The following is a 21,256-nucleotide window of genomic DNA, read 5'->3' as shown; positions in this document are numbered from 1 at the left end:
CTAACGCCGTACCCGCGGCATCCCCAGGCCGATCCAGGAGATGATCTCCCGCTGGATCTCGTTGTTGCCGCCGCCGAAGGTGAAGATGACCGCCGAGCGGTAGCCGCGCTCCAGTTCGCCGTGGAGCACCGCGCCCGCGGAGCCCTCCTTCAGGGCGCCCGCCGCGGCGACGATCTCCATCAGCCAGGCGTAGGCGTCCCGGCGGGCCTCGGAGCCGTAGACCTTGACCGCGGAGGCGTCCTGCGGGGTGAGGGTGCCGTTCTGGACGGCGTGCACCATCTGCCAGTTGAGGAGCTTCATGGCGTCGAGCCTGGTGTGGGTCCGGGCCAGGAGGCGGCGCACCCAGGGCAGGTCCACGACGCGGCGGCCGTCGGCGAGTTTGGTCTCCATGGCCCAGCGCTGCACGTCGTGCAGGGCGCGGATGGCCATGGTGCCGTGGGCGGCCAGGGTGACGCGTTCGTGGTTGAGCTGGTTGGTGATCAGCCGCCAGCCCTCGTTCTCGGCGCCGACACGGCGGGAGACGGGGACGCGGACGTTCTCGTAGTAGCTGGCGGTGGTGTCGTGGGAGGCGAGGGTGGTGATGACGGTGCAGGAGTAGCCGGGATCGGTGGTGGGGACGAGCAGCATGGTGATGCCCTTGTGGGGCGCGGCGTCGGGGTCGGTGCGGGTGGCGAGCCACACCCAGTCGGCGGTGTCGCCGTTGGTCGTCCAGATCTTCTGCCCGTCGACGACGTACTCGTCGCCGTCGCGCACCGCGCGGGTCTTGAGTGAGGCCAGGTCCGTTCCCGCGTCGGGTTCGCTGTAGCCGATGGCGAAGTCGATCTCGCCGGAGAGGACCTTGGGCAGGAAGTACGCCTTCTGCTCGTCCGTGCCATAGCGCATGATCGTGGGGCCGACGGTGTTGAGCGCCATGAGGGGCAGTGGCACGCCGGCCTGGGCGGCCTCGTCGAAGAAGATGAACTGCTCCATCGCCGTCAGGCCGCGGCCGCCGTACTCCTCGGGCCAGCCCACGCCGAGCCAGCCGTCGGTGCCGAGACGGCGGATCGTCTCGCGGTAGAAGCGTTTCTGCGCGGCCGGGTCGGCGTGCCGGGCGTAGGCGTTGTCCGGTACCAGCTCGGCGAAGTAGTCGCGCAGTTCGGCACGCAGCCGCTGCTGCTCGGGCGTGTATTCGAGGTGCACGGCGCCTCCAGGCATCCCAGGCCGGTCCTGACGGCGCACACCGTAGAACGTGTTCCAGTAATTGGGAATGGCGAAGGTGCTCGAGGGTGCGGAATGAGCCGGGTCGGGGTCAGTTCAGGGTGGCGAGGCCTTGGTCAGTTCAGGGTGGTCAGGAAGTCCGTGCAGGCCTGGGCGCACTCCCGGCAGGCCTTGGCGCCGTCCTCGGTGGCCGCCAGCCGGTCGAAGGCGTGCGCGGCCTCCAGGCACACCGTGCGGCACCACTCCACCTGGATGCGGATGCCCGCCTCGTCCAGGCGGTTCTCCTCGGAGAGCACACGGCAGGTCGCGTCGCACACCTCCGCGCACATGATGCCCTTGCGTCGTACGAGTTCCTGCTCCTCCGTGCCGTCCGGGTCCACGAGGCTCGCGCGCAGAGCACACGCGCGTGCGCACTCCGTGCACGCCTGAGCGCACGCGAAGCGGTCCTCCAGGAACTGGAAGAGCTCCTGCTGGGTCGTTGTCGAAGTCACCTGGTTCGGGTAGCCGCGGCCCGCGCCGTCAAACACGGTGCCGCCGGTGGCCGTGCCGTTCTCGCCACGTGCCGTTCACGCCACCCAAGGGGGGCCGGACGGGTTCACTCGTCCCCGGCGGCGGGCCGGGCCGGTTCACGTGTCGGGCGCGGGGTACTCGCGGGTCATGAACAGCGCATCGATGGACATCGCCGCAAGCAGCGCGGGCGCCTTGGGCCTCATCGCGGCCGGCGTGGTGGTCGTGGCCCTGCTGATGGGCGCCTTCTGGATGGGCGCGCGCATCCGGCGCCGGGAGCCCGGCCCGCCGAGTCCGGAGGAGCAGCCCAGGCTGCCGGACGGGGGCCCGGTCCGCGAGGTCCGGGAGGCCCGTGAGCCCGACGAGATGCCCCGCTCCGACCACCGGCTGACCCCGCACGAGCTGCACGGCCACGGCAACTCGCCGACCCGGACCGCCGATTCGCAGGAACGGCCGCGCTGGACCGGGGGCAACAGCGGTTCGTTCGGCAGCGGGAGCTCCGGCGGTCACTGACCCCGCGGCCTCCCACTCCCCTCCCGAGAGGAAGTCGGAGCCATGACGAACTCGTCCCGCGACACGCTGCCGCTGCCCGACTACGACCATCTCCCGCTGGGCGGCCTGGAGAGCCGGGTGCGGTCGCTGACCGCCGACGAGGTCGACGCGCTGCTGACCTACGAGCACTCGCACGCCCACCGGCTGCCGGTGACCGAAGTGCTGTCGGCCCGGCTGGAGCAACTCCGTACGGGCGCCGAGCCGACCGGGGGCGATCCCTCGGCGCTGCGCCCCGAGCAGCACGGCCGGACCACGGGCTCCCCGGTCTCCCCGGCGACCTCGTCCCAGCCGTTCAGCCCGCCCCCGCACGGCACCCCCGACCAGCGGGGCAGGCCGAAGGGCGACCGCACTTAGGAGATTCCTCGCGCCCGCCGCACGGGTCCCGTGCGGCGGGCGCGAGAGTGCCAGACGGTCTGCCGATACGCCGACCGCACCACCGGGCGGCCTGGCCGGCCCACCGGGGACGGCGAGCACACTCGCCGTCCCCGGGGCCTGTCACCTGCTGTCACTCGTGCCGGTGGTCTCCATCAGAGCCGCGCGTCCCGCCTCCAGCCGGGCCGCCGGGATCCGGAACGGCGAGCAGGAGACGTAGTCCAGGCCCGCGCGGTGGAAGAAGTGAATGGAGTCGGGGTCACCGCCGTGCTCGCCGCACACACCCGTCTCCAGACGGGGGTTGACGGCACGGCCGGCCTCGACGGCCATCTCCACCAGCCGTCCGACGCCCTCCTGGTCGATCGACTCGAAGGGCGACACCGAGAAGACGCCCTTGTCGATGTACAGGGGGAAGAAGGACGCCTCCGCGTCGTCACGGGACAGGCCCCAGGTGGTCTGGGTGAGGTCGTTGGTGCCGAAGGAGAAGAAGTCGGCGACCTCGGCGATGCGGCCCGCGGTGAGCGCGGCCCGCGGCAGCTCGATCATCGTGCCGATCGGGCAGTCGAGGGTCAGACCGGTCTCGGTCTCCACCTCGCCGAGCACGGTCTCCGCCTCGTCGCGGGCCAGCCTCAGCTCCTCGACCGTGCCGACCAGCGGGATCATGACCTCGGCGCGCGGGGTGCCGCCGTCCCGCAGCCGCTGGGCCACGGCCTCGGCGATCGCCCGCACCTGCATGGCCATCAGACCGGGCACGGCCAGGCCCAGGCGGACGCCGCGCAGACCCAGCATCGGGTTCTGCTCGTGCATCCGCTCGACGGCCGCGAGCAACTCGAGGTCGTGCTCGTCCGGGTGCTCGGTGCGGGCGAGGCGGACGGCGAGTTCCGTGCGGTCGGGCAGGAACTCGTGCAGCGGCGGGTCGATCAGCCGGATCGTCACCGGCAGCCCGTCCATCGCCTCCAGGATGGCGGTGAAGTCGGCCCGCTGCAGCGGCAGCAGGGCGTCGAGCGCCCGCTCGCGCGCGGAGTCGTCGCGGGCCAGGATCATCGCCTCGACCAGCGCCCTGCGCTCACCGAGGAACATGTGCTCGGTACGGCACAGGCCGATGCCCTGCGCGCCGAGCGCACGGGCACGGACGGCGTCCTCGGGCGTGTCGGCGTTGGCGCGGACCTCCAGGCGGCGCACCGAGTCGGCGTGGGCGAGGGCGCCCAGGACCGCGTCGGTGAGCGTGTCGGAGGCGGTGGCGGTCTCCAGCGCGCGTCCGACCTCGGACGCGGTCAGCGGCAGGGCGCCGAGGTGGACGGTGCCCGCGGTGCCGTCGACGGAGACGACGTCGCCCTCGCGGACGACGGTGCCGGACGCGGTGGTGAACTGCCGGGCCGTCGTGTCGACGGTCAGCTCCTCGGCACCGCACACGCAGACCTTGCCCATGCCGCGGGCGACCACGGCGGCGTGGCTGGTCTTGCCGCCCCGGCTGGTCAGCACCGCCTCGGCGGCGATCATGCCGGGCAGGTCGTCGGGGGTGGTCTCCCGGCGGACCAGGACCACGTGCTCGCCGGCCGCGGCACGGCGTACGGCCTCGGCGGAGTCGAAGACGACGGCTCCCACCGCGGCGCCGGGCGAGGCGGGCACGCCGTGGGCCAGCGGACGGTCGGTGGACGTGACGTCGAAGCGGGGGAACATCAGCCGGGTCAGCTCGGCGCCGTCGACGCGGACCAGGGCCTCGTCGGCGGTGATGGTCTTCTCCTCGCGCAGATCGTGGGCGATGCGGAAGGCGGCCTCGGCGGTTCGCTTGCCGACGCGGGTCTGCAGGACCCACAGCTTGCCGCGCTCCACGGTGAACTCCACGTCGCACAGGTCGCGGTAGTGGTTCTCCAGGGTGTGCAGGTGGTCGCCGAGTTCGGCGTAGGCGCGCGGGTCGAGCGTCTTGAGCTCGCTCAGCGGCAGCGCGTCGCGCACGCCGGCGACGACGTCCTCGCCCTGGGCGTCGGGCAGGTAGTCGCCGTACCGGCCGCGTTCGCCGGTGGCGGGGTCGCGGGTGAAGGCGACGCCCGTGCCGGAGTCGGAGCCGAGGTTGCCGAAGACCATCGCCTGGACGTTCACGGCGGTGCCGAGGTCCTCGGGGATGTGTTCGCGGTGGCGGTAGACGCGGGCGCGCTCGGTGTTCCAGGACTCGAAGACCGCGCGGATGGCGCGGGAGAGCTGGTCGGCCGGGTCCTGCGGGAACTCCTCGCCGGTCTCCTTGCGGATGATGGCCTTGAACTCCTCGGTGAGCCGCTTGAGGTCGGCGGTGTCGAGGTCGTGGTCGTCCTTCTTCTTGTGCCCGGCCATGGCCTCCTCGAAGAGGTCGCCGTCGACACCCATCACGGTGTGGCCGAACATCTGGATGAGCCGCCGGTAGGAGTCCCACGCGAACCTCTCCTGCCCGGAGGCCTCGGCGAGGCCGTTGACGGAGCGGTCGTTGAGCCCGATGTCGAGGATGGTGTCCATCATGCCGGGCATGGAGAAGCGGGCACCGGAGCGTACGGACACCAGCAGGGGGTCGTCGGCCGCGCCGAGGCTGCGGCCCATGGCCTGCTCGAGGTCGGTGAGCGCCTGGGCGGCCTCGACGCCGAGTTCGGGCGGCTCCTCGCCGGTCTTGAGGTAGACCTTGCAGGCCTCGGTGGTCACGGTGAATCCGGGCGGGACGGGCAGACCGATCCGGGTCATCTCGGCGAGTCCGGCTCCCTTGCCGCCGAGCAGGTCGGCCATGTCGCGGCCGCCCTCTGCGAATCGGTACACGTACTTCACGGGCGTGCTCATTGAAGAGGCCTCTCAGGCGTGAGGGACGACGGCCACGGGGCAGCCGACGTGGTGGATGGCGGCATGGGCGACGGGGCCGGTGCGCGGGACCGTCGGGTGTTCTGCGGTGCGGCGGCCGACGACCAGCAGGCTCGCTCCGGAGGCGGCGCGGACCAGCACGGACTGCGGGCGGCCCTCGGTCACGGTCTCGACGACCTCGATCTCGGGATACTTCTCGCGCCACACGTGGAGCACGGCGCCGAGGAAGCCGAGCCACTCCCCGGGCCGCTCGGACTCGGCGACCAGTCCGAGGTCGCCGGGGCCGAGGCCGATCGCGGCGGGCTGTTGCCAGGCGTGGACGGCCTTCAGACGCGCTCCGCGCATCCGGGCCTCCTCGAAGGCGAACTCGATCACCTCGTCGCAGGGGTCGTTCAGGTCGATGCCGAGGACGACGTCGCGGTATCCGGTTTCCTCGGACGCGCTGCCGTCGGCTGCCGGAAGGTGCTCGTCCGCGGCTTCCTCGTCCGCCCGGACCAGGACGACGGGCACGTCGGCCCGCGCCACCACTCCGAGGGCGACCGAGCCGACCAGGAAGCCGGTGAAGCCGCTGAGGCCGCGCGAGCCCAGCACGAGCAGGTCGGCCCCCTCGGCGGCCTTCAGCAGGGCGGCCGTCGCGGGTCCCTCGACCTGTTCGTCCTCGACCTTGACGCTCGGGCAGACTCGGTGGATGCGTTCCTCTGCCGCGCGCAGGGCGCGGCGGGCCAGGAACCGCTCGGCGGCCGTGGCCGGCTCGCCCTCGTCCTGGCGGGGATGCCAGTTCCAGGCGTGCACGAGCCGCAGCGGCCGGTCTCGGCGGGCAGCCTCCCGGGCGGCCCACTCGGCGGCGGCGAGACTCTCGGCGGAGCCGTCGACTCCGGCGATGACGGGCGGAAGCATGTGCGTACCTCCAGCGCTCGGTCTGCTCCTCGGTCCCAGCGTCGTCCCGTGCCCGGGGCGGCGATATGGGCCGCCGGGTCTTCGAGCGGGGACCGTTCGGCCCTCTGTCGCGGGCCGCGGTGGGCGGGCACGGTGGGGTTCGAACGGACGGAAGGGGATACGGCATGGGGCGTGTGGTCGTCGTGGGTGACGACGATTCCGCTGCGGGTCGGGCCGCGGTGGCGTGGGCCGAACGGGAGGCCCGGCTGCGCGGGCTGACGCTGTCTTCGGACGACCTCGCCGAGCCGCACCGGGTGGGCGGGGACGTGGAGCTGCTGGTACGGCCCTCACCCGCGGCGGACGCGGGCGGGGCGCCGGCCGCGGTGTCCGGCCGGCCGGTCGTCTTCGTGCCGGCCACGTCGGCCCGGCTGCCCGGCCGGGTGGCGGTCGGCGTCGACGCACGGGACCCGGCGGAGGCGGCGATCGGCTTCGCCTTCGAGTCGGCGCGGCTGCGCGGGGCCGGGCTGCACGCGGTGCACGCCTGGACGCTCCCCGCCGAGGCCGCCGACAGGCCCTTCGCCGTCCCCGAGGCGGACCGCGCGACCTGGGAGGACCAGGAGGTGCAGTTGCTGTCGGACGCCCTGCGCCCGTGGCGGGCGCGCTACCCGGAGGTGGAGGTCGTTCCGGACGTCCTGGCCTTCCCCCCGCCGCAAGCCCTCACCCACGCCTCCACGACCGCCGGCCTCCTGGTCCTGGGCCACCGCACGGGCCGCACGGCGTCGGCGGTACTTGGGAGGGTCCGGTGCGCGGTGGCCGTGGTGGCGGGGTGACCGAGGCGGGTCAGGGTGCCGGTCAAGGGCACGGCCCCCGGTACCCCACTGATTTCCGCGCAGGACCGCACTGCAAGGCACCCGCCGGGGCCGGGACGACCCTGTGCGCAGTCGGCGTCGCGGCCGGGCGACCGCGGCGGGGATGGGGCCGGTCCGGGACAGGGCCCCGTCTCACCCCGGTGTTTTCCGTGCACGGCCGTCCGGCGAGGCACCCGCCGGGGCTGGGGACGGCTCGGTGCGCGGTCGCCGTCGCGGCCGGGTGACCGCGTCGGGGATGGGGTCGGTCCGGGGCACGGCCCCATCGCACCCCGGTGGCTTCCGCACAAGACCGCCGTCGAGGCCGGGTGATTCGTGGCGGGCAACGGTGCCGCTCCGGCTGGCGCGGCCGTTGGCGGCTCGGTGGGGAGGGTCGGCCCGGTGGGTCGGGTCCGTTCGGCCCATGCCGGGGTCGGGCGGGGCGAACCACCGTGAGGGCATGAGGACACGCACGGGTATCGCCGTGATCGGCGTCGGCAACGAGTTCCGGCGCGACGACGGCGTGGGCTGGGCCGTGGTCGCGCGTCTGAAGGAGCGGGCCGAGGACCACGCGCCGCCCGCCGGCACGGTGTTCGCCACCTGCGACGGCGACCCCGGCAGGCTGATCGGCCTGTGGGAGGGCGCCGGGCTCGCCGTGGTCGTGGACGCGGCGCACGCCCACCCCGGCACACCCGGCCGCGTGCACCGCCTCGAGCTCGACGCCGGGCACATCGCACCCCCGTCCGCCACCAGCTCGCACGGGCTGGGGCTGGGCGAGGCCGTCGAACTGGCCCGCGTCCTCGGCCTGCTGCCGGAACGGCTCGTCGTCTACGCCGTCGAGGGCGCCGACAGCGACTTCGGCACCGGCCTGTCCGCCGCCGTCGCGGCCGCCGTGGAGCCCCTCGTGGCAGCGGTCGAGGACGAGATCACGGCCGGGAGCGGGTCATGACCGTGCGGCGCTTCCATGTGGAGGGCATCGTCCAGGGCGTCGGCTTCCGGCCGTTCGTGTACCGCACCGCGTCCGCGCTGGGCCTGGACGGCTGGGTGGCCAACGTCAACGGGCACGTGGAGGGCGAGGTCGCCGGCCCGTCCCGGGACATCGAGGAGTTCGCGGCCCGCCTGCGCGCGGACGCCCCCGCCCTGGCCCGGGTGCGCCGGATCCGGCTGAGCGACGACGTCCGGGCGTATCTCCCCGCGGGTTTCCTGGTGAGGCACAGTCCGCCCGGCGCACCGGACACCGCGTCCCGCGAGATCCCCCCGGACGCGGCGATCTGCGACGCCTGCCTGCGCGAGCTGCGCGACCCGGCCGACCGCCGGCACCGCTACCCCTTCATCAACTGCACGGACTGCGGCCCGCGGGCGTCGATCATCGAGGACCTGCCCTACGACCGGGTCCGCACCACCATGCGGCACTTCCCGCTGTGCGCGGCCTGCGCCGCCGAGTACGCCGATCCGGCCGACCGCCGCTTCCACGCCGAGCCCGTCGCCTGCCCTGCCTGCGGGCCGCGCCTGGCCTGGGACGAGCTGCGCGGCGAGGAGGCGCTGCGGGCGGCCGTGAAGGCGGTCGCCGACGGCGGGATCGTCGCGTTGAAGGGCCTGGGCGGCTACCAACTGGTGTGCGACGCGGGCGAGTCGGCGGCCGTCGCGGAGCTGCGGCGGCGCAAGCGCCGTCCCACGAAGCCCTTCGCCGTGATGGTCCCCGACCTTCCCGCGGCGGACCGCCTGGCCCGTGTCGGCGCCACCGAAGAGGCCGCGCTGACCTCTCCGGAGCGCCCCGTGGTCCTGCTGGCCCGGCGCAGGTGGCACGGCGCTCCCCCGCTGGCGGCCGAGGTGCACCCGGGTCTGACCCGCGTCGGCCTGTTCCTGCCCACGACCGGTCTGCACCACCTCCTGCTGGACGAGCTGGCCCGCCCGCTCGTGGTCACCAGCGGCAACCTCAGCGACGAACCCCTCTCCATCGACGACGCCGAGGCACGGCACGCGCTCGCCGGTGTCGCCGACGGCTTCCTCACCCACGACCGGTCCATCCGCTCCCGCTACGACGACTCCGTCGTGCAGTTCGCCGGACGGACCCGGATCACCGTCCGCCGCGCCCGCGGCCTCGCGCCCGCTCCCCTGCCGCTGCGCGCACGGCAGCCCGTCGCCGGGGTGGGCGCCCAGCTCAAGCACACGTTCACGCTGGCCGCCGACGGCCGCGCCCATCTCGGCCCGCACACCGGCGATCTGGCGGACGTCGCGACCCACGACGCGTTCGTGGCGTCGTACGAGCATCTCAAACGGCTGACCGGGATCGAACCCGCCGTCCTCGCGCACGACCTGCACCCCGGATATCTGTCGACCCGCTGGGCCAAGGCGCAGCGGGTGCCGCTGATGGCGGTGCAGCACCATCACGCGCATGTCGCCGCGTGTGCGGCCGAGCACGGGGTGCGGGGCCCGTTCATCGGGGTCGCCTACGACGGGCTCGGGCTCGGCGACGACGGAACCCTGTGGGGCGGCGAGATTCTCGTCGCCGACCTCAGCGGCTACCGCCGCGCCGGCAGGTTCGCGACCGCCCCCCTGCCCGGCGGCGACTCGGCGGTGCGCCATCCCTCCCGTACGGCCCTGGGGCTGCTGCTCGGCGCGGAGACGCTGGGCTCCCCGCGGCCGTATCCCTGGCTCACCCGGCAATTCACCGTACGGCTCGACACGGCCGAGGCGACCACGGTACGGGCCATGGTCGCCCGGGACGTCAACTGCCCGCGCGCGTCCAGCGCCGGACGGCTGTTCGACGCCGTCGCCTCCCTGCTCGGGCTGTGCGACCGGACGGCGTACGAGGGCGAGGCGGCGGTCCTGCTGGAGACGGCGGCGGGCGATCTGCACGCGGTGCCGCTGGCCCATCGGATCGTGCGGGCGCAGGGCCTGTGGGTGTACGACCCCACGCCGACCGTCGCGGACCTGCTGCGGCGGCGGCTCGACGGGGAACCGGTGGAGGCCCTGGCCGCGGCCTTCCATCTGACGCTCGGGATCGTCACCGCGGAGCTGGTCGCCCAGGCGGTGGCCGACGGCGCGCCGCACACGGTGTGCCTGGGGGGCGGTTGCTTCGTCAATCGCCGCCTGCTCACCGAGGTGAAGCGGCGCCTGCACGCGCAGGGGCTGCGGGTGCTGGTCGGCGGTGAGGTGCCGGTCGGCGACGGCGGGATCAGTTACGGACAGGCGGCGGTCGCGGCGGCGCGGCTGGGTGCGAAGGGATGAGGGCGGATGTGCCTGGGAATTCCGGGGCGGGTCGTGGAGGTGCACGACGACGCCGGACTGCGGATGGCGACGGTGGACTTCGGGGGTGTGCGGCGCGAGGTCTGTCTGAGCTGCACGCCGGACGCGGACGTGGGCTCGTACGTCATCGTGCACGTCGGCTTCGCCATCACGCAGGTCGACGAGGTGGAGGCCCGGCGGACGCTGGACGTGCTGCGGGCGATGACGGGAGCGGTAGAGAGCGAACTGGGCGAGCCGCTGCCCTAGACGGGTTCGGGCAGTCCCTGGCGATGACCCGGTCGGCTCGTGCGGGAGGGCCGGTCGGCCCCTGCCACGGGCCTGCCCCGACGACCCAACCTGAAAGTGGATCCGCGTGACCCGCCTTTCGACGAGGAGGACCGCCATGACCGCCACCGCAGCGCCGGCCGTGCTCGAGCGGGAGGGCCTCGGCGCCCTGGTCGCGGCACTCGTGGCACAAGGGCGGACCGTCGTCGGACCGACCGTCCGCGACGGAGCGGTGGTGCTGGCGGAGCTGACCTCCGCGGACGCGCTGCCCTTCGGCTGGGGGGTCGAGCTGGAGGCCGGACGGTACCGGCTGGTGCGGCGGGAGGACGGCGCCGCCTTCGCGCACAGCGCGGGGCCGCAGTCCTGGAAGAACTTCCTGCACCCGGCGCGGGAGCGGCTGTGGAGCGCCGACCGGAAGCCGGACGGCGAGGTCACCTTCAGCGCGGAGGAGCCGGAGGACCCGTCGTACGCCTTCCTCGGTGTGCGGCCCTGTGATCTGCGGGCCATCGCGATCCAGGACCGGGTACTGACCGGGGGACGGTACGAGGACTCCGGCTACGGCAGGCGGCGGTCCGGGGCGCTGCTGATCGCCGCCGAGTGCACCGACCCCGGCGCCACCTGCTTCTGCGTCTCGATGGGCGGCGGGCCGGCCGCCGACCCCGGGTACGACCTGGCGCTGACCGAGGTCGTCGACGAGCACGGGCACCGGTTCCTGGTGCGGGTCGGCAGCGAGGAGGGCGCCCGGTTGCTGGCGCAGGTACCGCACAGCGCCGCCGACGCGGTCACCGAGGACACCGCCCGGGCCTCGGTGGACGACGCCCGGGACCGCATGGGGCGCTCGCTGCCGCCGGTCGACCTGCGCACGCTGATGGGTTCGAGCCTGGACGCCGAGCGCTGGAACGACGTCGCCGAGCGCTGTCTGACCTGCGGCAACTGCACCATGGTGTGCCCGACATGCTTCTGCACCACCACGGAGGAAGTCACCGACCTGACCGGTGACCACACCGAGCGCTGGCAGCGCTGGGACTCCTGCTTCGACCTGGACTTCTCCTATCTGCACGGCGGGCCGGTGCGCCGTTCGGCCCGCAGCCGCTACCGGCAGTGGCTCACCCACAAACTCTCCACCTGGCACGACCAGTTCGACACCTCGGGCTGCGTGGGCTGCGGGCGCTGCATCGCCTGGTGCCCGGTCGGCATCGACATCACCGAGGAAGTGGCCGCGCTCAAGGCCGAACTCGAAACGGAGACCGACTGATGCCCCCCTCGATCGCCCTGCGCATGAATCACGCCCTGCCCGCCGAGCACCGCGAGCGGCTGCTGCGCGTCGGCCGTGAGGCCCACTTCCCGCAGGGCGCCCGTCTCTTCGAGGAAGGCGGGCACGCCGACCGCTTCTGGATCGTCCGCAGCGGGACGGTCGCCCTCGACATGCACGTGCCGGGCCGCCGGCCGCCGGTCATCGAGACGATCGGGGTCGGTGACCTCGTCGGCTGGTCCTGGCTGTACGAGCCGTTCGTGTGGCAGCTCGGAGCCGGAGCCGTGACCGCGGTGCGGGCCTACGAGTTCGACGCGGTCGCCGTCCGCCTGATGTGCCTGAACGACGCCGAGTTCGGGCGCGCGGTCGAGCACTGGGTGGGCCGGGTGCTGGCCCACCGGCTCAACGCGGCGCGCGCCCGGCTGGTGGATCTCTACGGCATCTACGAGACGAAGGAAGAGCGATGACCGCCGTACCGGTCCCCCATCGCGTGATCGCCCGCCGTCCGGAGACCGCGGACACGGTCACGCTGCGGTTCGAGCCGGTGGGCCGGCCGCTCGCGGACTTCCTGCCGGGACAGTTCGCGATGGTCCACGCCTTCGGCCGCGGCGAGATCCCGGTGTCGGTGAGCTCGGTGCAGGCCACAGGCGGGCTCGCGCACACCGTGCGGTCGGTCGGCGCGGTCTCCGACGGGCTGTGCGCGGCCCGGGTCGGCGACGTCGTCGGCATCCGCGGGCCCTACGGCAGCAGCTGGGAGCTCGAGCGGGCGCGCGGGCGGGACGTGGTGATCGTGGCGGGCGGCATCGGCTTCGCCCCGCTGCGCCCGCTGATCCTGGGCGCGCTGGCCGAGCCGGAGGCGTACCGGCGCATCAACGTCCTGATCGGGGCCCGCACGCCGAGCGACCTGATCGCCCGCGCCGAGGTGGCGAGCTGGGCCACGGCGTTCACCGGGGTGACGGTGGACCAGCCCGAGCCGGACTGGCGCGGCGACGTCGGCGTGGTCACCCAGCTGCTGGGGCGGGCCCACTTCGAGCCGGAGGAGACGACGGCGTTCGTGTGCGGGCCCGAGCCGATGATCCGGGCCACCGCACGCGAACTGATCCAGCACGGAGTGCCCCACGACCGTGTGCAGGTCTCGCTGGAACGCAACATGCGCTGCGCGACCGGGCACTGCGGACACTGCCAGCTGGGACCCGTGCTGGTGTGCCAGGCGGGCCCCGTCGTGGACTGGGCGCACGCCGAACCCCTGCTTTCGGTAAGGGAGTTGTGAGATGGCACCGAAACTCGCGGTGTTCAAGCTGGCCTCCTGCGACGGCTGTCAGCTCACGCTGCTGGACTGCGAGGACGAACTCCTCGCGCTCGCCGGCGAGGTGGAGATCGCGCACTTCCTGGAGGCCACCAGCACGGTGCAGCCCGGACCCTACGACCTGTCGCTGGTCGAGGGCTCGGTCACCACGCCCTCCGACGCCGAGCGCATCCGTCAGATCCGGTCCGCCTCCCGGCACCTGGTGACCATCGGCGCGTGCGCGACCGCGGGCGGCATCCAGTCCCTGCGCAACTTCGCGGACGTCGACGAGTTCCGGCGCACCGTCTACGCCCACCCGGAGTACATCGAGACGCTCGCCACCTCCACGCCGGTCTCGGCCCATGTGGACGTCGACTTCGAGCTGCGCGGCTGCCCGATCGACCGGCGCCAGCTCATCGAGGTGCTCACCGCGTTCCTGGCCGGCCGCAAGCCGGACATCCCCGACCACAGCGTGTGCTTCGAGTGCAAGCGGCGCGGCACGGTCTGTGTGACCGTCGCGCACGGCACGCCCTGTCTGGGCCCGGTCACGCACGCCGGCTGCGGGGCCCTGTGCCCGGCCTACCACCGCGGCTGCTTCGGCTGCTTCGGCCCGTCCGGCTCGGTGAACCTGCCCGCGCTGATCCCCGTGCTGCGCCGCGACGGTATGGACGACGACGCCGTGGAGCGCTTCCTGCACACCTTCAACGCCCCCGCGTTCGATAAGGAGTTGGGCAAGTGACGCACCGCGGATCCCGTGTCCTGCACGTCGGCTCGCTGTCCCGGGTCGAGGGCGAGGGCGCGCTGCGCCTGCACGTGCACGACCGCAAGGTCACCGAGGCGCGGCTGGAGATCTACGAGCCGCCGCGCTTCTTCGAGGCTTTCCTGCGCGGCCGGTCCTACACAGAGCCGCCGGACATCACCGCCCGGGTGTGCGGAATCTGCCCGGTGGCCTACCAGATGAGCGCCTGCGCGGCGATCGAGGACGCCTGCGGGGTCGAGGTGGACCTGGCGATCCGGGACCTGCGCCGGCTGCTGTACTGCGGCGAGTGGATCGAGAGCCAGGCCCTGCACATCTACCTGCTGCACGCCCCGGACTTCCTGGGCCGCCCCAGCGCGATCGACCTCGCCCGGACGCACCGGGCCGAGGTGGAGCGCGGGCTGCGGCTGAAGAAGGCCGGCAACGACATCATGGAGCTGGTCGGCGGCCGCGCCGTGCATCCGATCAACGTGCGGCTGGGCGGCTTCCACCGCGCCCCGGCCCGCGCCGAACTGCGGCCGCTGCGCGAGGTGTTGCAGCGGGCGCTGGACGACGCGTGGGAGACCGTGCGCTGGGTGGCGGGCTTCGACTTCCCCGATGCGCGCACCGACGCGGACCTGCTGGCGCTGGCCGAGGCGGACACGTACGCGATCGAGGGCGGCACGCCGACCGTGCTGCGCGCCGACGGAAGCCGTGGCTCCTTCCCGGTGCGGGAGTTCACCGAGCATGTCACCGAGACCCACGTTGCCCACTCCACCGCGCTGCACTCGCGGCTCGACGGGCGGCTGCACCTGACGGGCTCGCTGGCCCGGTTCGCGGTCAGCGGCGCCCTGCTGTCGCCGGCGGCGCTGGAGGCGGCCGTGGCGGCCGGGCTCGGTGACCCGCGCGAGGGCGCGGTGTGCCGCAACCCGTTCCGGTCCATTTTGGTGCGGGCGGTGGAGGTGGTGTACGCCGTCGGCGAGGCGCTGCGCATCATCGACGGCTACGAGCCGCCCGCCTCTCCGTACACCGAGGTGCCGCCGGTGGCGGGCGTCGGGCACGGTGCCACGGAGGCCCCGCGCGGGGTGCTCTACCACCGCTACGAGATCGACGCCGAGGGCCTGGTCGCCGACGCGACGATGGTGCCGCCCACCGCCCAGAACCAGGGCGCGATCGAGGACGACCTGCGTCGGCTGGCCCAGGCCGCCATCGGCGAACACGACCCGGACGACGACGAGTTGACGGCCCTGTGCGAGCGGGCGATCCGCAACCACGACCCGTGTATCTCGTGCTCCACCCACTTCCTCGACCTGACCGTCGTCCGTACCTCGGGCCCGACCGCGGGAGGCCACCGTGCCTGAATCTCCGTACACCGTGAGCGATGTGATGACGCAGACCGTCATAGCCGTCGGGCGCGACGCCTCCTTCAAGGAGATCGTCGGTCTGATCGACCAGTGGAAGGTGAGCGCCCTGCCCGTCCTGGTCGGGGAGGGCCGGGTCATCGGCGTGGTCTCCGAGGCGGATCTGCTGCCCAAGGAGGAGTTCCGCGACGGGGGCGAGGAGGACGCGGAGCGCGCCGAGCGGGAGAAGGCGGCCGCGTTGACCGCGGGCGAGCTGATGAGCACCCCCGCGGTGACCGTGCACGCCGACGCCTCCGTCGCCGAGGCCGCCCGCATCATGGCCCGCCGGCACGTCAAGCGGCTGCCGGTGGTGGACTCGGTGGGCATCCTGCAGGGCGTGGTGAGCCGCAGCGACCTGCTGAAGGTCTTCCTGCGGGACGACGAGGAGATCGCCGAGGAGGTCCGGCACAGCGTCCTGGGCCAGCTGCCGATCACCTCTCCCCTGACGGTGAGCGTGGCCGACGGTGTGGTCACCCTCGGCGGCGTGCTGCCCGACCGCACCCTCGTGCCGATCGTCGCGCGGGCGGTGCGGGCCGTGGAGGGCGTCGTGGACATCCGGCTCGACCTCACGCACCGATGAAGTACCTTGACGAGTACCGTGACCCCGCGCTCGCCCGGCGGCTGCTGGAGGAGCTGCGGCGCACGGCCACCCGGCCCTGGCGGATCATGGAGGTGTGCGGCGGTCAGACCCACACCCTCGTCCGCCAGGGCATCGACGAACTGCTGCCCGCCGGGATGCGGATGATCCACGGCCCCGGCTGCCCGGTGTGCGTCACCCCGCTGGAGACCCTCGACCGGGCCATGGCCGTCGCCGCCCGCCCCGGCGTCATCTTCACCAGCTTCGGGGACATGCTGCGCGTGCCCGGCAGCGAGACCGACCTGCTGTCCCTGCGGGCGCGCGGCGCCGACGTCCGGGTCGTGTACGCCCCGATGGACGCCGTGCGCCTGGCCGCGGCGAACCCCGACCGGGAGGTCGTCTTCCTCGCGGTCGGCTTCGAGACGACGGCGCCCGCGAACGCCACGGCCGTGCTGCACGCGGCCCGGCTGGGGCTGACGAACTTCTCCATGCTGGTCAGCCATGTCCTGGTGCCGCCGGCGATGACCGCGCTGCTGGAGGACCCCGACTGCGAGGTGCAGGCGTTCCTGGCGGCCGGGCACGTGTGCGCGGTGATGGGCTGGCGCGAGTACGAGCCGATCGCGGCCCGCTACCGGGTGCCGATCGTGGTGACCGGCTTCGAGCCGCTGGACCTGCTGGAGGGCGTCCTGATGGCCGTCCGGCAGCTGGAGGCGGGCCGCTTCGAGGTGGAGAACCAGTACGTGCGGGCCGTGCGCCGCTCGGGCAACACCGACGCGCAGGAGGCCGTACGGAAGGTCTTCCAGGTCACCGACCGGTCCTGGCGGGGCATCGGGGCACTGCCCGACAGCGGGCTCGAACTCGCCGACGCCTACGCCGGGTTCGACGCCGCCCGCCGGTTCGACGTGGGCGGGCTGCGGCCCGTGGAGGACCCCGAGTGCATCGCGGGCGCCATCCTGACCGGCGCCAGGCTGCCGACCGACTGCCCCGCGTACGGCACCCGCTGCACGCCCCGTCATCCCCTCGGCGCGCCCATGGTGTCGTCCGAGGGCACGTGTGCCGCCTTCCACGCGGCCGGACGCACCGCTTCGGCGAGGAGCACGCCATGACCATCGAATGCCCGACCCCCCGGCACGAGGAGGAGGTCGTGCTGCTGGGCCACGGCGCCGGCGGCCGGCTCACCGAGGAGCTCCTCGACACCCTGGTGCTGCCCGCGGTCGGCGGGGCCGAGGGGCCGCTGGAGGACGCGGCGCTGCTGCCGGGCCGGCCGGATCTGGTGATGAGCACCGACAGCTTCGTCGTCAGCCCGCTGTTCTTCCCCGGCGGGGACATCGGGTCCCTCGCCGTGCACGGCACCATCAACGACCTGGCGATGCGGGGCGCCCGGCCGCTCGCGCTGTCCGTCTCCCTGATCATCGAGGAGGGGCTGCCGCTGTCCGAACTGCGGGCGGTGATGGCCTCCTTGGGCAAGGCGGCTCAGGACGCGGGCGTGCCCGTGATCACCGGCGACACCAAGGTCGTGGGCCGGGGCGCCGCCGACCGGCTGTTCATCAACACCACCGGGGTCGGGCAGCGGCATGCGCCGATGTGCCCGTCGGCGGCGAACGCCCGCCCCGGTGACGTGGTCCTGCTGTCCGGGCCGATCGGGCTGCACGGCACGACCGTGCTCAGCACCCGGGAGGGCCTGGGCTTCGAGGGGGACATCGCCTCCGACAGCCGTCCGCTGCACCGCCTGGTGCACGCCCTGGCGCCGCTCGGTGCCGCCGTGCACGTGCTGCGCGACCCCACGCGGGGCGGGCTGGCCGCCTCGCTCAACGAGATCGCCCGGGACTCGTCGGTCGCCGTCGAGATCGAGGAAAGCGCGGTTCCCGTGCCGGAGGCCGTCGCCTCCGCGTGCGACCTGCTCGGCCTGGACCCGCTGGTCGTCGCGAACGAGGGCTGCATGGTGGCGTTCGTCGACCCGGAAGCCGCCGAGGAGGCGCTGATAGCGATGCGGTCGCTGCCGGAGGGCGCACAGGCGGTACGGATCGGCGAGGTGCTGCACGAGGGCCCGCAGGGCCGGGCGAGCCTGCGCACGCTGGTGGGCGCACGCCGCATCATCGAGATGCCCCTCGGCGAACAACTCCCGCGGATCTGCTGACAGTTGCAGCACACTTCGTGAGGTCCCGGCATGCCGCTCCCGGCAGGGCGACGGATCGACGAACTCCTACACAAGGGCCCGCAGGCCCGGGCGAGCCTGCGCACGCTGGTGGGCGCACGCCGCATCATCGAGATGCCCCTCGGCGAACAACTCCCGCGCATCTGCTGAGACCTGGCGAACAACTGCCCCGCACCTGACGAGACCTGGCGAACGGCTCCCCCGCACCTGACGAGGCCCGATGCACTGAGTCAGCGGGTCTTGCCGCCCCACTGCCGGTCCACGCGGGCCCACTCGGTGTCCCACTGGGTCAGCCGGCGCCGGTCGAGCAGGGTGCACATCCCGGTGCCGGCGAGGAGCACCACTCCGGCGACGGTCACGCCGGCCAGTGTGCCCAGCACCACGGCTTCGAAGCGCGCCTGGCCGACGCCCGCGGGCTCGGGCACGAGCCGGTCCTGGGCGTCCAGCCAGATCCGGGTGGTGCTGCCGGCCCTGCTCGCGGCCGCGACCCGGGTGACGCCCGTGCGCGGCGTCCCGTCCGCCGCGGTCCAGCGCACGGTGGCCCAGGCGCGGGCGTCGCCGACGCCGTCGACGGAGGAGGTGCCGCTCTCCGAATCCTTGGTCAACACGGCCTGTACGGAGTGCCGTTCGGCCCGCAGCCCGGCGCTGTCCCGTTCGATGGCGCCGGCCGCGCCCACGCCCGCGGCGACGGCCGCCAGCAGGGCCAGCGTCCAGACGGCCAGCAGCAGCCACGCCTCGACCAGGTAGCTGGGGCGCCTGAGCGGGTTGCGCCGGAGCCGCCACCAGCGCGTCCGGGTCGGCCGTTCGGGCCGTGCCGCGGCCATCGTCACCACCGGACCAACGCGTCGTCACGAATGAGGACTTCGGACGCCGGACGGCGGGCCGTGGTCCACACCTGGGCCGGGACGCCCAGCCGCAGCACCATCTGCGGGAAGTTCCCGGCGGCCAGTCGCCGACGCAACTCGGCGCGGATCTCGGGGAGTTCGAGCGGCTGGGTGTGGAAGGCGGCCATGACGTGACGGGCGGCGGCGGCCAGCAGCACACGCTGCAGCGCCTGTCCGGCCCGCAGCCAGTCCATCCGGCCGTCGCGCGGGGTGGACAGCACGGCGACGGTGCCCGTGCCGAGGCCGCGCCGGCGGGCGGGGACGACGAACCGGCGTGCCAGGTCGAGGTAGTCCCGGCCGGCGAGGAGCGTGGCGTCCGGGTGGAAGCGGGCCGCGTCGGCGGGAACCTTGTCGGGACCGATGTTGCGCGTGACCTCCCAGCTGTGGCCGGCGTCCGCCCGGTGCACGTCCTCGGCGGTGCGCACCAGGCGCGCGATCAGGTCCAGCTCCTCGGGTTCCTCCAGGACGTGGAGGACGGCGCCCTCCGTCCGGGCATGTTCGCGCAGGTCGTCGAGGAGGCCGCTGGGCAGGGCCAGGGAGGCGAAGGGGCCGCGGTGGGTGTGGCGGCGGGGCATGGCGTCGATCAGCTGCGCCTCGTCGGTGGTGGCCGGGGCGTGCACGGCGAAGCCCACGCGGGCCAGGAAGGCGGAGTCGCCGGGTCGCGGCAGCAGGTCCACGGACGGTTGGAAGCCGAGGTGGCGTACGGCCATCCGGGTGTTGAACAGTGCCGCCCCGCAGGCGATGACCATCTCCCGGCCGCCGGGGTCGGTGAGGATCATGCGCCGTCCGCCGTCGGCGTGCACCTCGAAGCCGTGGTCGTGGCCCTCCTCGACGAAGAACCAGGGCTGGCTGTTGTGCGGGGAGGGCGCGAGGGAGGCGGCACGGGCCAGGTGAACCGCCGCGTGGCCGGACTTCTCGTACGACACGGTCATGGTGGATCCCGCCTTTCGCGAACCGTCCACCTTTCGTGAACCATCCACCCCCAGGGTCCCCGCGCGCGTCCGGCGGAGGCAGGGGCCGAGAGTCCCGGTCGGCGGCCTGTGCGGCCCTCTTCCCCGCCACCGGCCCCCGCCCGTCCCCGCCCGGGGTTCCGCCCGGCCCGGACGGCCCGGGCGGGCCGCCGTTCGGCCCTCGAACGGAGCCGGACGGCACTGGGGGACCTCGGCGGGGAGCGGTTCGCTGGAAGTGTGGGAGGAGGATGCCATGTCCAGTGGAACACGGTCCGCGTCGGCGGCCCGCACGGCGACGGTCCCGAAGCCGTCGGCCGGCGGCACGGGCACATCGTCGGCGAAGAGGGTCCGTACGGCGGTGTACTTCCTGCACGACGGGAAGGTCTCGGCCGTCCCCCGCACCGTGACGGCTCCGGCGACCGCCACCGCGGCGATGCACGCCCTGCTGGCCGGCCCCAGCCGCTTCGAGGGCCACCGGGGCCGTACCACCGCCGTCCCGTCCGGTACCGAGCTGCGCTCGGTCGACGTCCAGGGCCGTCTCGCGACGGTCGACCTGTCCGACCGCTTCCTCGACGACGGCGGCGGCCCGTCGATGCGGGCCCGGCTGGCCCAGGTCGTGTTCACGCTGACCAGGTTCCCGACAGTGCGCAAGGTGGCCTTCGAGATCGAGGGCAAGCCGGTGCGGTACTTCGGCCACGAGGGCATCGTCCTCGACGGGCCGGTCGGCCGGGCCGACTTCGAGGACCTGTCGCCGGCCGTGCTGGTCGAGTCGCCCCTGATCGGTGACGCGGTCCGCACCCCGCTGCGGGTGTGGGGCAGCGCGGACACCTTCGAGGCCGAGTTCCGGCTGAGTCTGACCGACGTCTCCGGGCACCGGGCGGCCGACGTTCCGGTCCGGGCCACGTCCGGCACGGGCACCCGCGGCACCTTCGACGTCACCTTCCCCTACCGGGCGGTGCGCACCGGCCCGGGTCTGCTGACGGCGTACTTCGTCTCGCCCGAGGACGGACGCCCGGTGACCGTGGACACCGTGCCGCTGGCCGTGAACCGCTGACTCCGGCCCGCGGCACGAGGACCCCGGCGCGAGGACCGCGCCGGGGTCGTTCATTTCCGTCGCCTGTCAGACCTTGGTCATGGGGTGGCGGTGGGCCAGGTGCCGGGCCAGCAGGACCAGCGCGACGATGGCCGGCAGGACCAGCGGGACCAGGGGCAGGCCCGCGACCGATGCGGCCAGTCCGAGGCACAGGAAGGCCAGGATCGCGGCGACCAGGTAGAGCACCGCCTCGGTGGTGACGACGGGGATCTGACGGATGTTCATGGTGCGCCCCCTTCCCGGAG

23 protein-coding genes are annotated in these 21,256 nt (G+C 73.6%); 16 read left to right on the top strand and 7 right to left on the bottom strand.

The window, feature by feature from the left end; genetic code table 11:
* Together ACIGDI_RS08390 and ACIGDI_RS08385 are read right to left on the bottom strand one after the other, a co-directional pair.
* Nucleotides 1–1,179 carry an acyl-CoA dehydrogenase family protein gene (locus ACIGDI_RS08390; protein ID WP_399892402.1) on the bottom strand — a complete coding sequence of 393 codons (1,179 nt, stop codon included), beginning with the start codon at nucleotides 1,177–1,179 and terminating at the stop codon, nucleotides 1–3.
* Nucleotides 1,180–1,313: 134 nt separating this feature from the next.
* Entirely contained in the window at nucleotides 1,314–1,688 is a 375-nt protein-coding gene (locus ACIGDI_RS08385) for a ferredoxin (protein ID WP_399892399.1), read from the bottom strand.
* 166 nt (nucleotides 1,689–1,854) lie between these two features.
* Between ACIGDI_RS08385 and ACIGDI_RS08380 the strand changes: the two genes are divergently transcribed.
* Nucleotides 1,855–2,217, top strand: coding sequence for a DUF6479 family protein (locus ACIGDI_RS08380; RefSeq protein WP_399892395.1), 363 nt, complete (start codon nucleotides 1,855–1,857; stop codon nucleotides 2,215–2,217).
* 42 nt (nucleotides 2,218–2,259) lie between these two features.
* Nucleotides 2,260–2,610: a hypothetical protein gene (locus ACIGDI_RS08375; RefSeq protein WP_399892392.1), complete on the top strand. Its 351-nt coding sequence runs from the start codon at nucleotides 2,260–2,262 to the stop codon at nucleotides 2,608–2,610.
* Nucleotides 2,611–2,751: 141 nt separating this feature from the next.
* Here ACIGDI_RS08375 and ppdK read toward each other — a convergent pair whose 3' ends face one another.
* Nucleotides 2,752–5,427: a pyruvate, phosphate dikinase gene (ppdK, locus tag ACIGDI_RS08370; protein WP_399892389.1), complete on the bottom strand. Its 2,676-nt coding sequence runs from the start codon at nucleotides 5,425–5,427 to the stop codon at nucleotides 2,752–2,754.
* A gap of 12 nt (nucleotides 5,428–5,439) precedes the next feature.
* Complete coding sequence (locus ACIGDI_RS08365; protein WP_399892386.1) at nucleotides 5,440–6,342, bottom strand: universal stress protein; 903 nt, start codon at nucleotides 6,340–6,342, stop codon at nucleotides 5,440–5,442.
* A 164-nt stretch (nucleotides 6,343–6,506) separates the two neighbouring features.
* Between ACIGDI_RS08365 and ACIGDI_RS08360 the strand changes: the two genes are divergently transcribed.
* The 13 genes from ACIGDI_RS08360 (at nucleotide 6,507) to ACIGDI_RS08300 (ending at nucleotide 18,234) form a co-directional block, all read left to right on the top strand.
* Nucleotides 6,507–7,151, top strand: a complete 645-nt coding sequence (locus ACIGDI_RS08360) for a universal stress protein (RefSeq protein WP_399892383.1) — start codon at nucleotides 6,507–6,509, stop codon at nucleotides 7,149–7,151.
* A 475-nt stretch (nucleotides 7,152–7,626) separates the two neighbouring features.
* Nucleotides 7,627–8,115 (top strand): hydrogenase maturation protease, encoded by a 489-nt coding sequence (locus tag ACIGDI_RS08355; protein ID WP_399892380.1) that lies wholly within the window; start codon nucleotides 7,627–7,629, stop codon nucleotides 8,113–8,115.
* Entirely contained in the window at nucleotides 8,112–10,397 is a 2,286-nt protein-coding gene (gene hypF, locus ACIGDI_RS08350; RefSeq protein ID WP_399892377.1) for a carbamoyltransferase HypF, read from the top strand. Before ACIGDI_RS08355 ends, hypF begins: the two co-directional genes overlap by 4 nt.
* Before the next feature lie 6 nt (nucleotides 10,398–10,403).
* A complete protein-coding gene (locus ACIGDI_RS08345; RefSeq protein ID WP_399892374.1) occupies nucleotides 10,404–10,661 on the top strand; it encodes a HypC/HybG/HupF family hydrogenase formation chaperone in 258 nt (85 codons plus the stop codon).
* A gap of 136 nt (nucleotides 10,662–10,797) precedes the next feature.
* Nucleotides 10,798–11,934: a 4Fe-4S dicluster domain-containing protein gene (locus ACIGDI_RS08340; protein ID WP_399892371.1), complete on the top strand. Its 1,137-nt coding sequence runs from the start codon at nucleotides 10,798–10,800 to the stop codon at nucleotides 11,932–11,934.
* Nucleotides 11,934–12,398, top strand: coding sequence for a Crp/Fnr family transcriptional regulator (locus ACIGDI_RS08335; RefSeq protein ID WP_399892368.1), 465 nt, complete (start codon nucleotides 11,934–11,936; stop codon nucleotides 12,396–12,398). The genes ACIGDI_RS08340 and ACIGDI_RS08335 overlap by 1 nt, the downstream gene beginning before the upstream one ends.
* Entirely contained in the window at nucleotides 12,395–13,201 is an 807-nt protein-coding gene (locus ACIGDI_RS08330) for an FAD/NAD(P)-binding protein (protein ID WP_399892365.1), read from the top strand. Before ACIGDI_RS08335 ends, ACIGDI_RS08330 begins: the two co-directional genes overlap by 4 nt.
* A 1-nt stretch (nucleotide 13,202) precedes the next feature.
* Complete coding sequence (locus ACIGDI_RS08325) at nucleotides 13,203–13,955, top strand: oxidoreductase (protein WP_399892362.1); 753 nt, start codon at nucleotides 13,203–13,205, stop codon at nucleotides 13,953–13,955.
* Nucleotides 13,952–15,313 carry a Ni/Fe hydrogenase subunit alpha gene (locus tag ACIGDI_RS08320; RefSeq protein ID WP_399892359.1) on the top strand — a complete coding sequence of 454 codons (1,362 nt, stop codon included), beginning with the start codon at nucleotides 13,952–13,954 and terminating at the stop codon, nucleotides 15,311–15,313. The genes ACIGDI_RS08325 and ACIGDI_RS08320 overlap by 4 nt, the downstream gene beginning before the upstream one ends.
* Entirely contained in the window at nucleotides 15,306–15,932 is a 627-nt protein-coding gene (locus ACIGDI_RS08315; protein WP_399892356.1) for a CBS domain-containing protein, read from the top strand. The genes ACIGDI_RS08320 and ACIGDI_RS08315 overlap by 8 nt, the downstream gene beginning before the upstream one ends.
* The gene (gene hypD / locus ACIGDI_RS08310) at nucleotides 15,929–17,035 is read left to right on the top strand and encodes a hydrogenase formation protein HypD (RefSeq protein WP_384811683.1); all 1,107 of its coding nucleotides are present in this window, start codon (nucleotides 15,929–15,931) and stop codon (nucleotides 17,033–17,035) included. Before ACIGDI_RS08315 ends, hypD begins: the two co-directional genes overlap by 4 nt.
* Nucleotides 17,032–18,066: a hydrogenase expression/formation protein HypE gene (hypE, locus tag ACIGDI_RS08305; RefSeq protein ID WP_399892353.1), complete on the top strand. Its 1,035-nt coding sequence runs from the start codon at nucleotides 17,032–17,034 to the stop codon at nucleotides 18,064–18,066. Before hypD ends, hypE begins: the two co-directional genes overlap by 4 nt.
* A gap of 30 nt (nucleotides 18,067–18,096) precedes the next feature.
* Nucleotides 18,097–18,234 (top strand): hypothetical protein, encoded by a 138-nt coding sequence (locus ACIGDI_RS08300; RefSeq protein ID WP_399892350.1) that lies wholly within the window; start codon nucleotides 18,097–18,099, stop codon nucleotides 18,232–18,234.
* Between the two features lie 80 nt (nucleotides 18,235–18,314).
* On the opposite strand, the gene ACIGDI_RS08295 is transcribed toward ACIGDI_RS08300, so the two are convergent.
* Both ACIGDI_RS08295 and ACIGDI_RS08290 read right to left on the bottom strand, forming a co-directional pair.
* On the bottom strand, nucleotides 18,315–18,908 hold the full coding sequence (locus ACIGDI_RS08295; RefSeq protein ID WP_399892347.1) for a hypothetical protein: 594 nt from the start codon (nucleotides 18,906–18,908) through the stop codon (nucleotides 18,315–18,317).
* 2 nt (nucleotides 18,909–18,910) lie between these two features.
* A complete protein-coding gene (locus ACIGDI_RS08290) occupies nucleotides 18,911–19,900 on the bottom strand; it encodes an Acg family FMN-binding oxidoreductase (protein ID WP_399892344.1) in 990 nt (329 codons plus the stop codon).
* Between the two features lie 271 nt (nucleotides 19,901–20,171).
* Here ACIGDI_RS08290 and ACIGDI_RS08285 point away from each other — a divergent pair, with 271 nt between their 5' ends.
* The gene (locus ACIGDI_RS08285) at nucleotides 20,172–20,972 is read left to right on the top strand and encodes a GerMN domain-containing protein (protein WP_399892341.1); all 801 of its coding nucleotides are present in this window, start codon (nucleotides 20,172–20,174) and stop codon (nucleotides 20,970–20,972) included.
* A 66-nt stretch (nucleotides 20,973–21,038) separates the two neighbouring features.
* Here the strand turns inward: ACIGDI_RS08285 and ACIGDI_RS08280 are convergent, their stop codons facing one another.
* Nucleotides 21,039–21,236 carry a hypothetical protein gene (locus tag ACIGDI_RS08280; protein ID WP_399892338.1) on the bottom strand — a complete coding sequence of 66 codons (198 nt, stop codon included), beginning with the start codon at nucleotides 21,234–21,236 and terminating at the stop codon, nucleotides 21,039–21,041.
* Between the last annotated feature and the right edge of the window lie 20 nt (nucleotides 21,237–21,256).

Origin of the sequence: Streptomyces sp. NPDC085900 (assembly GCF_044540925.1) — a bacterium.
Taxonomy (GTDB): domain Bacteria; phylum Actinomycetota; class Actinomycetes; order Streptomycetales; family Streptomycetaceae; genus Streptomyces; species Streptomyces gilvifuscus.
Note: the sequence above shows the minus strand (reverse complement) of the source record. Positions and strands in the feature narration are given on the sequence as shown.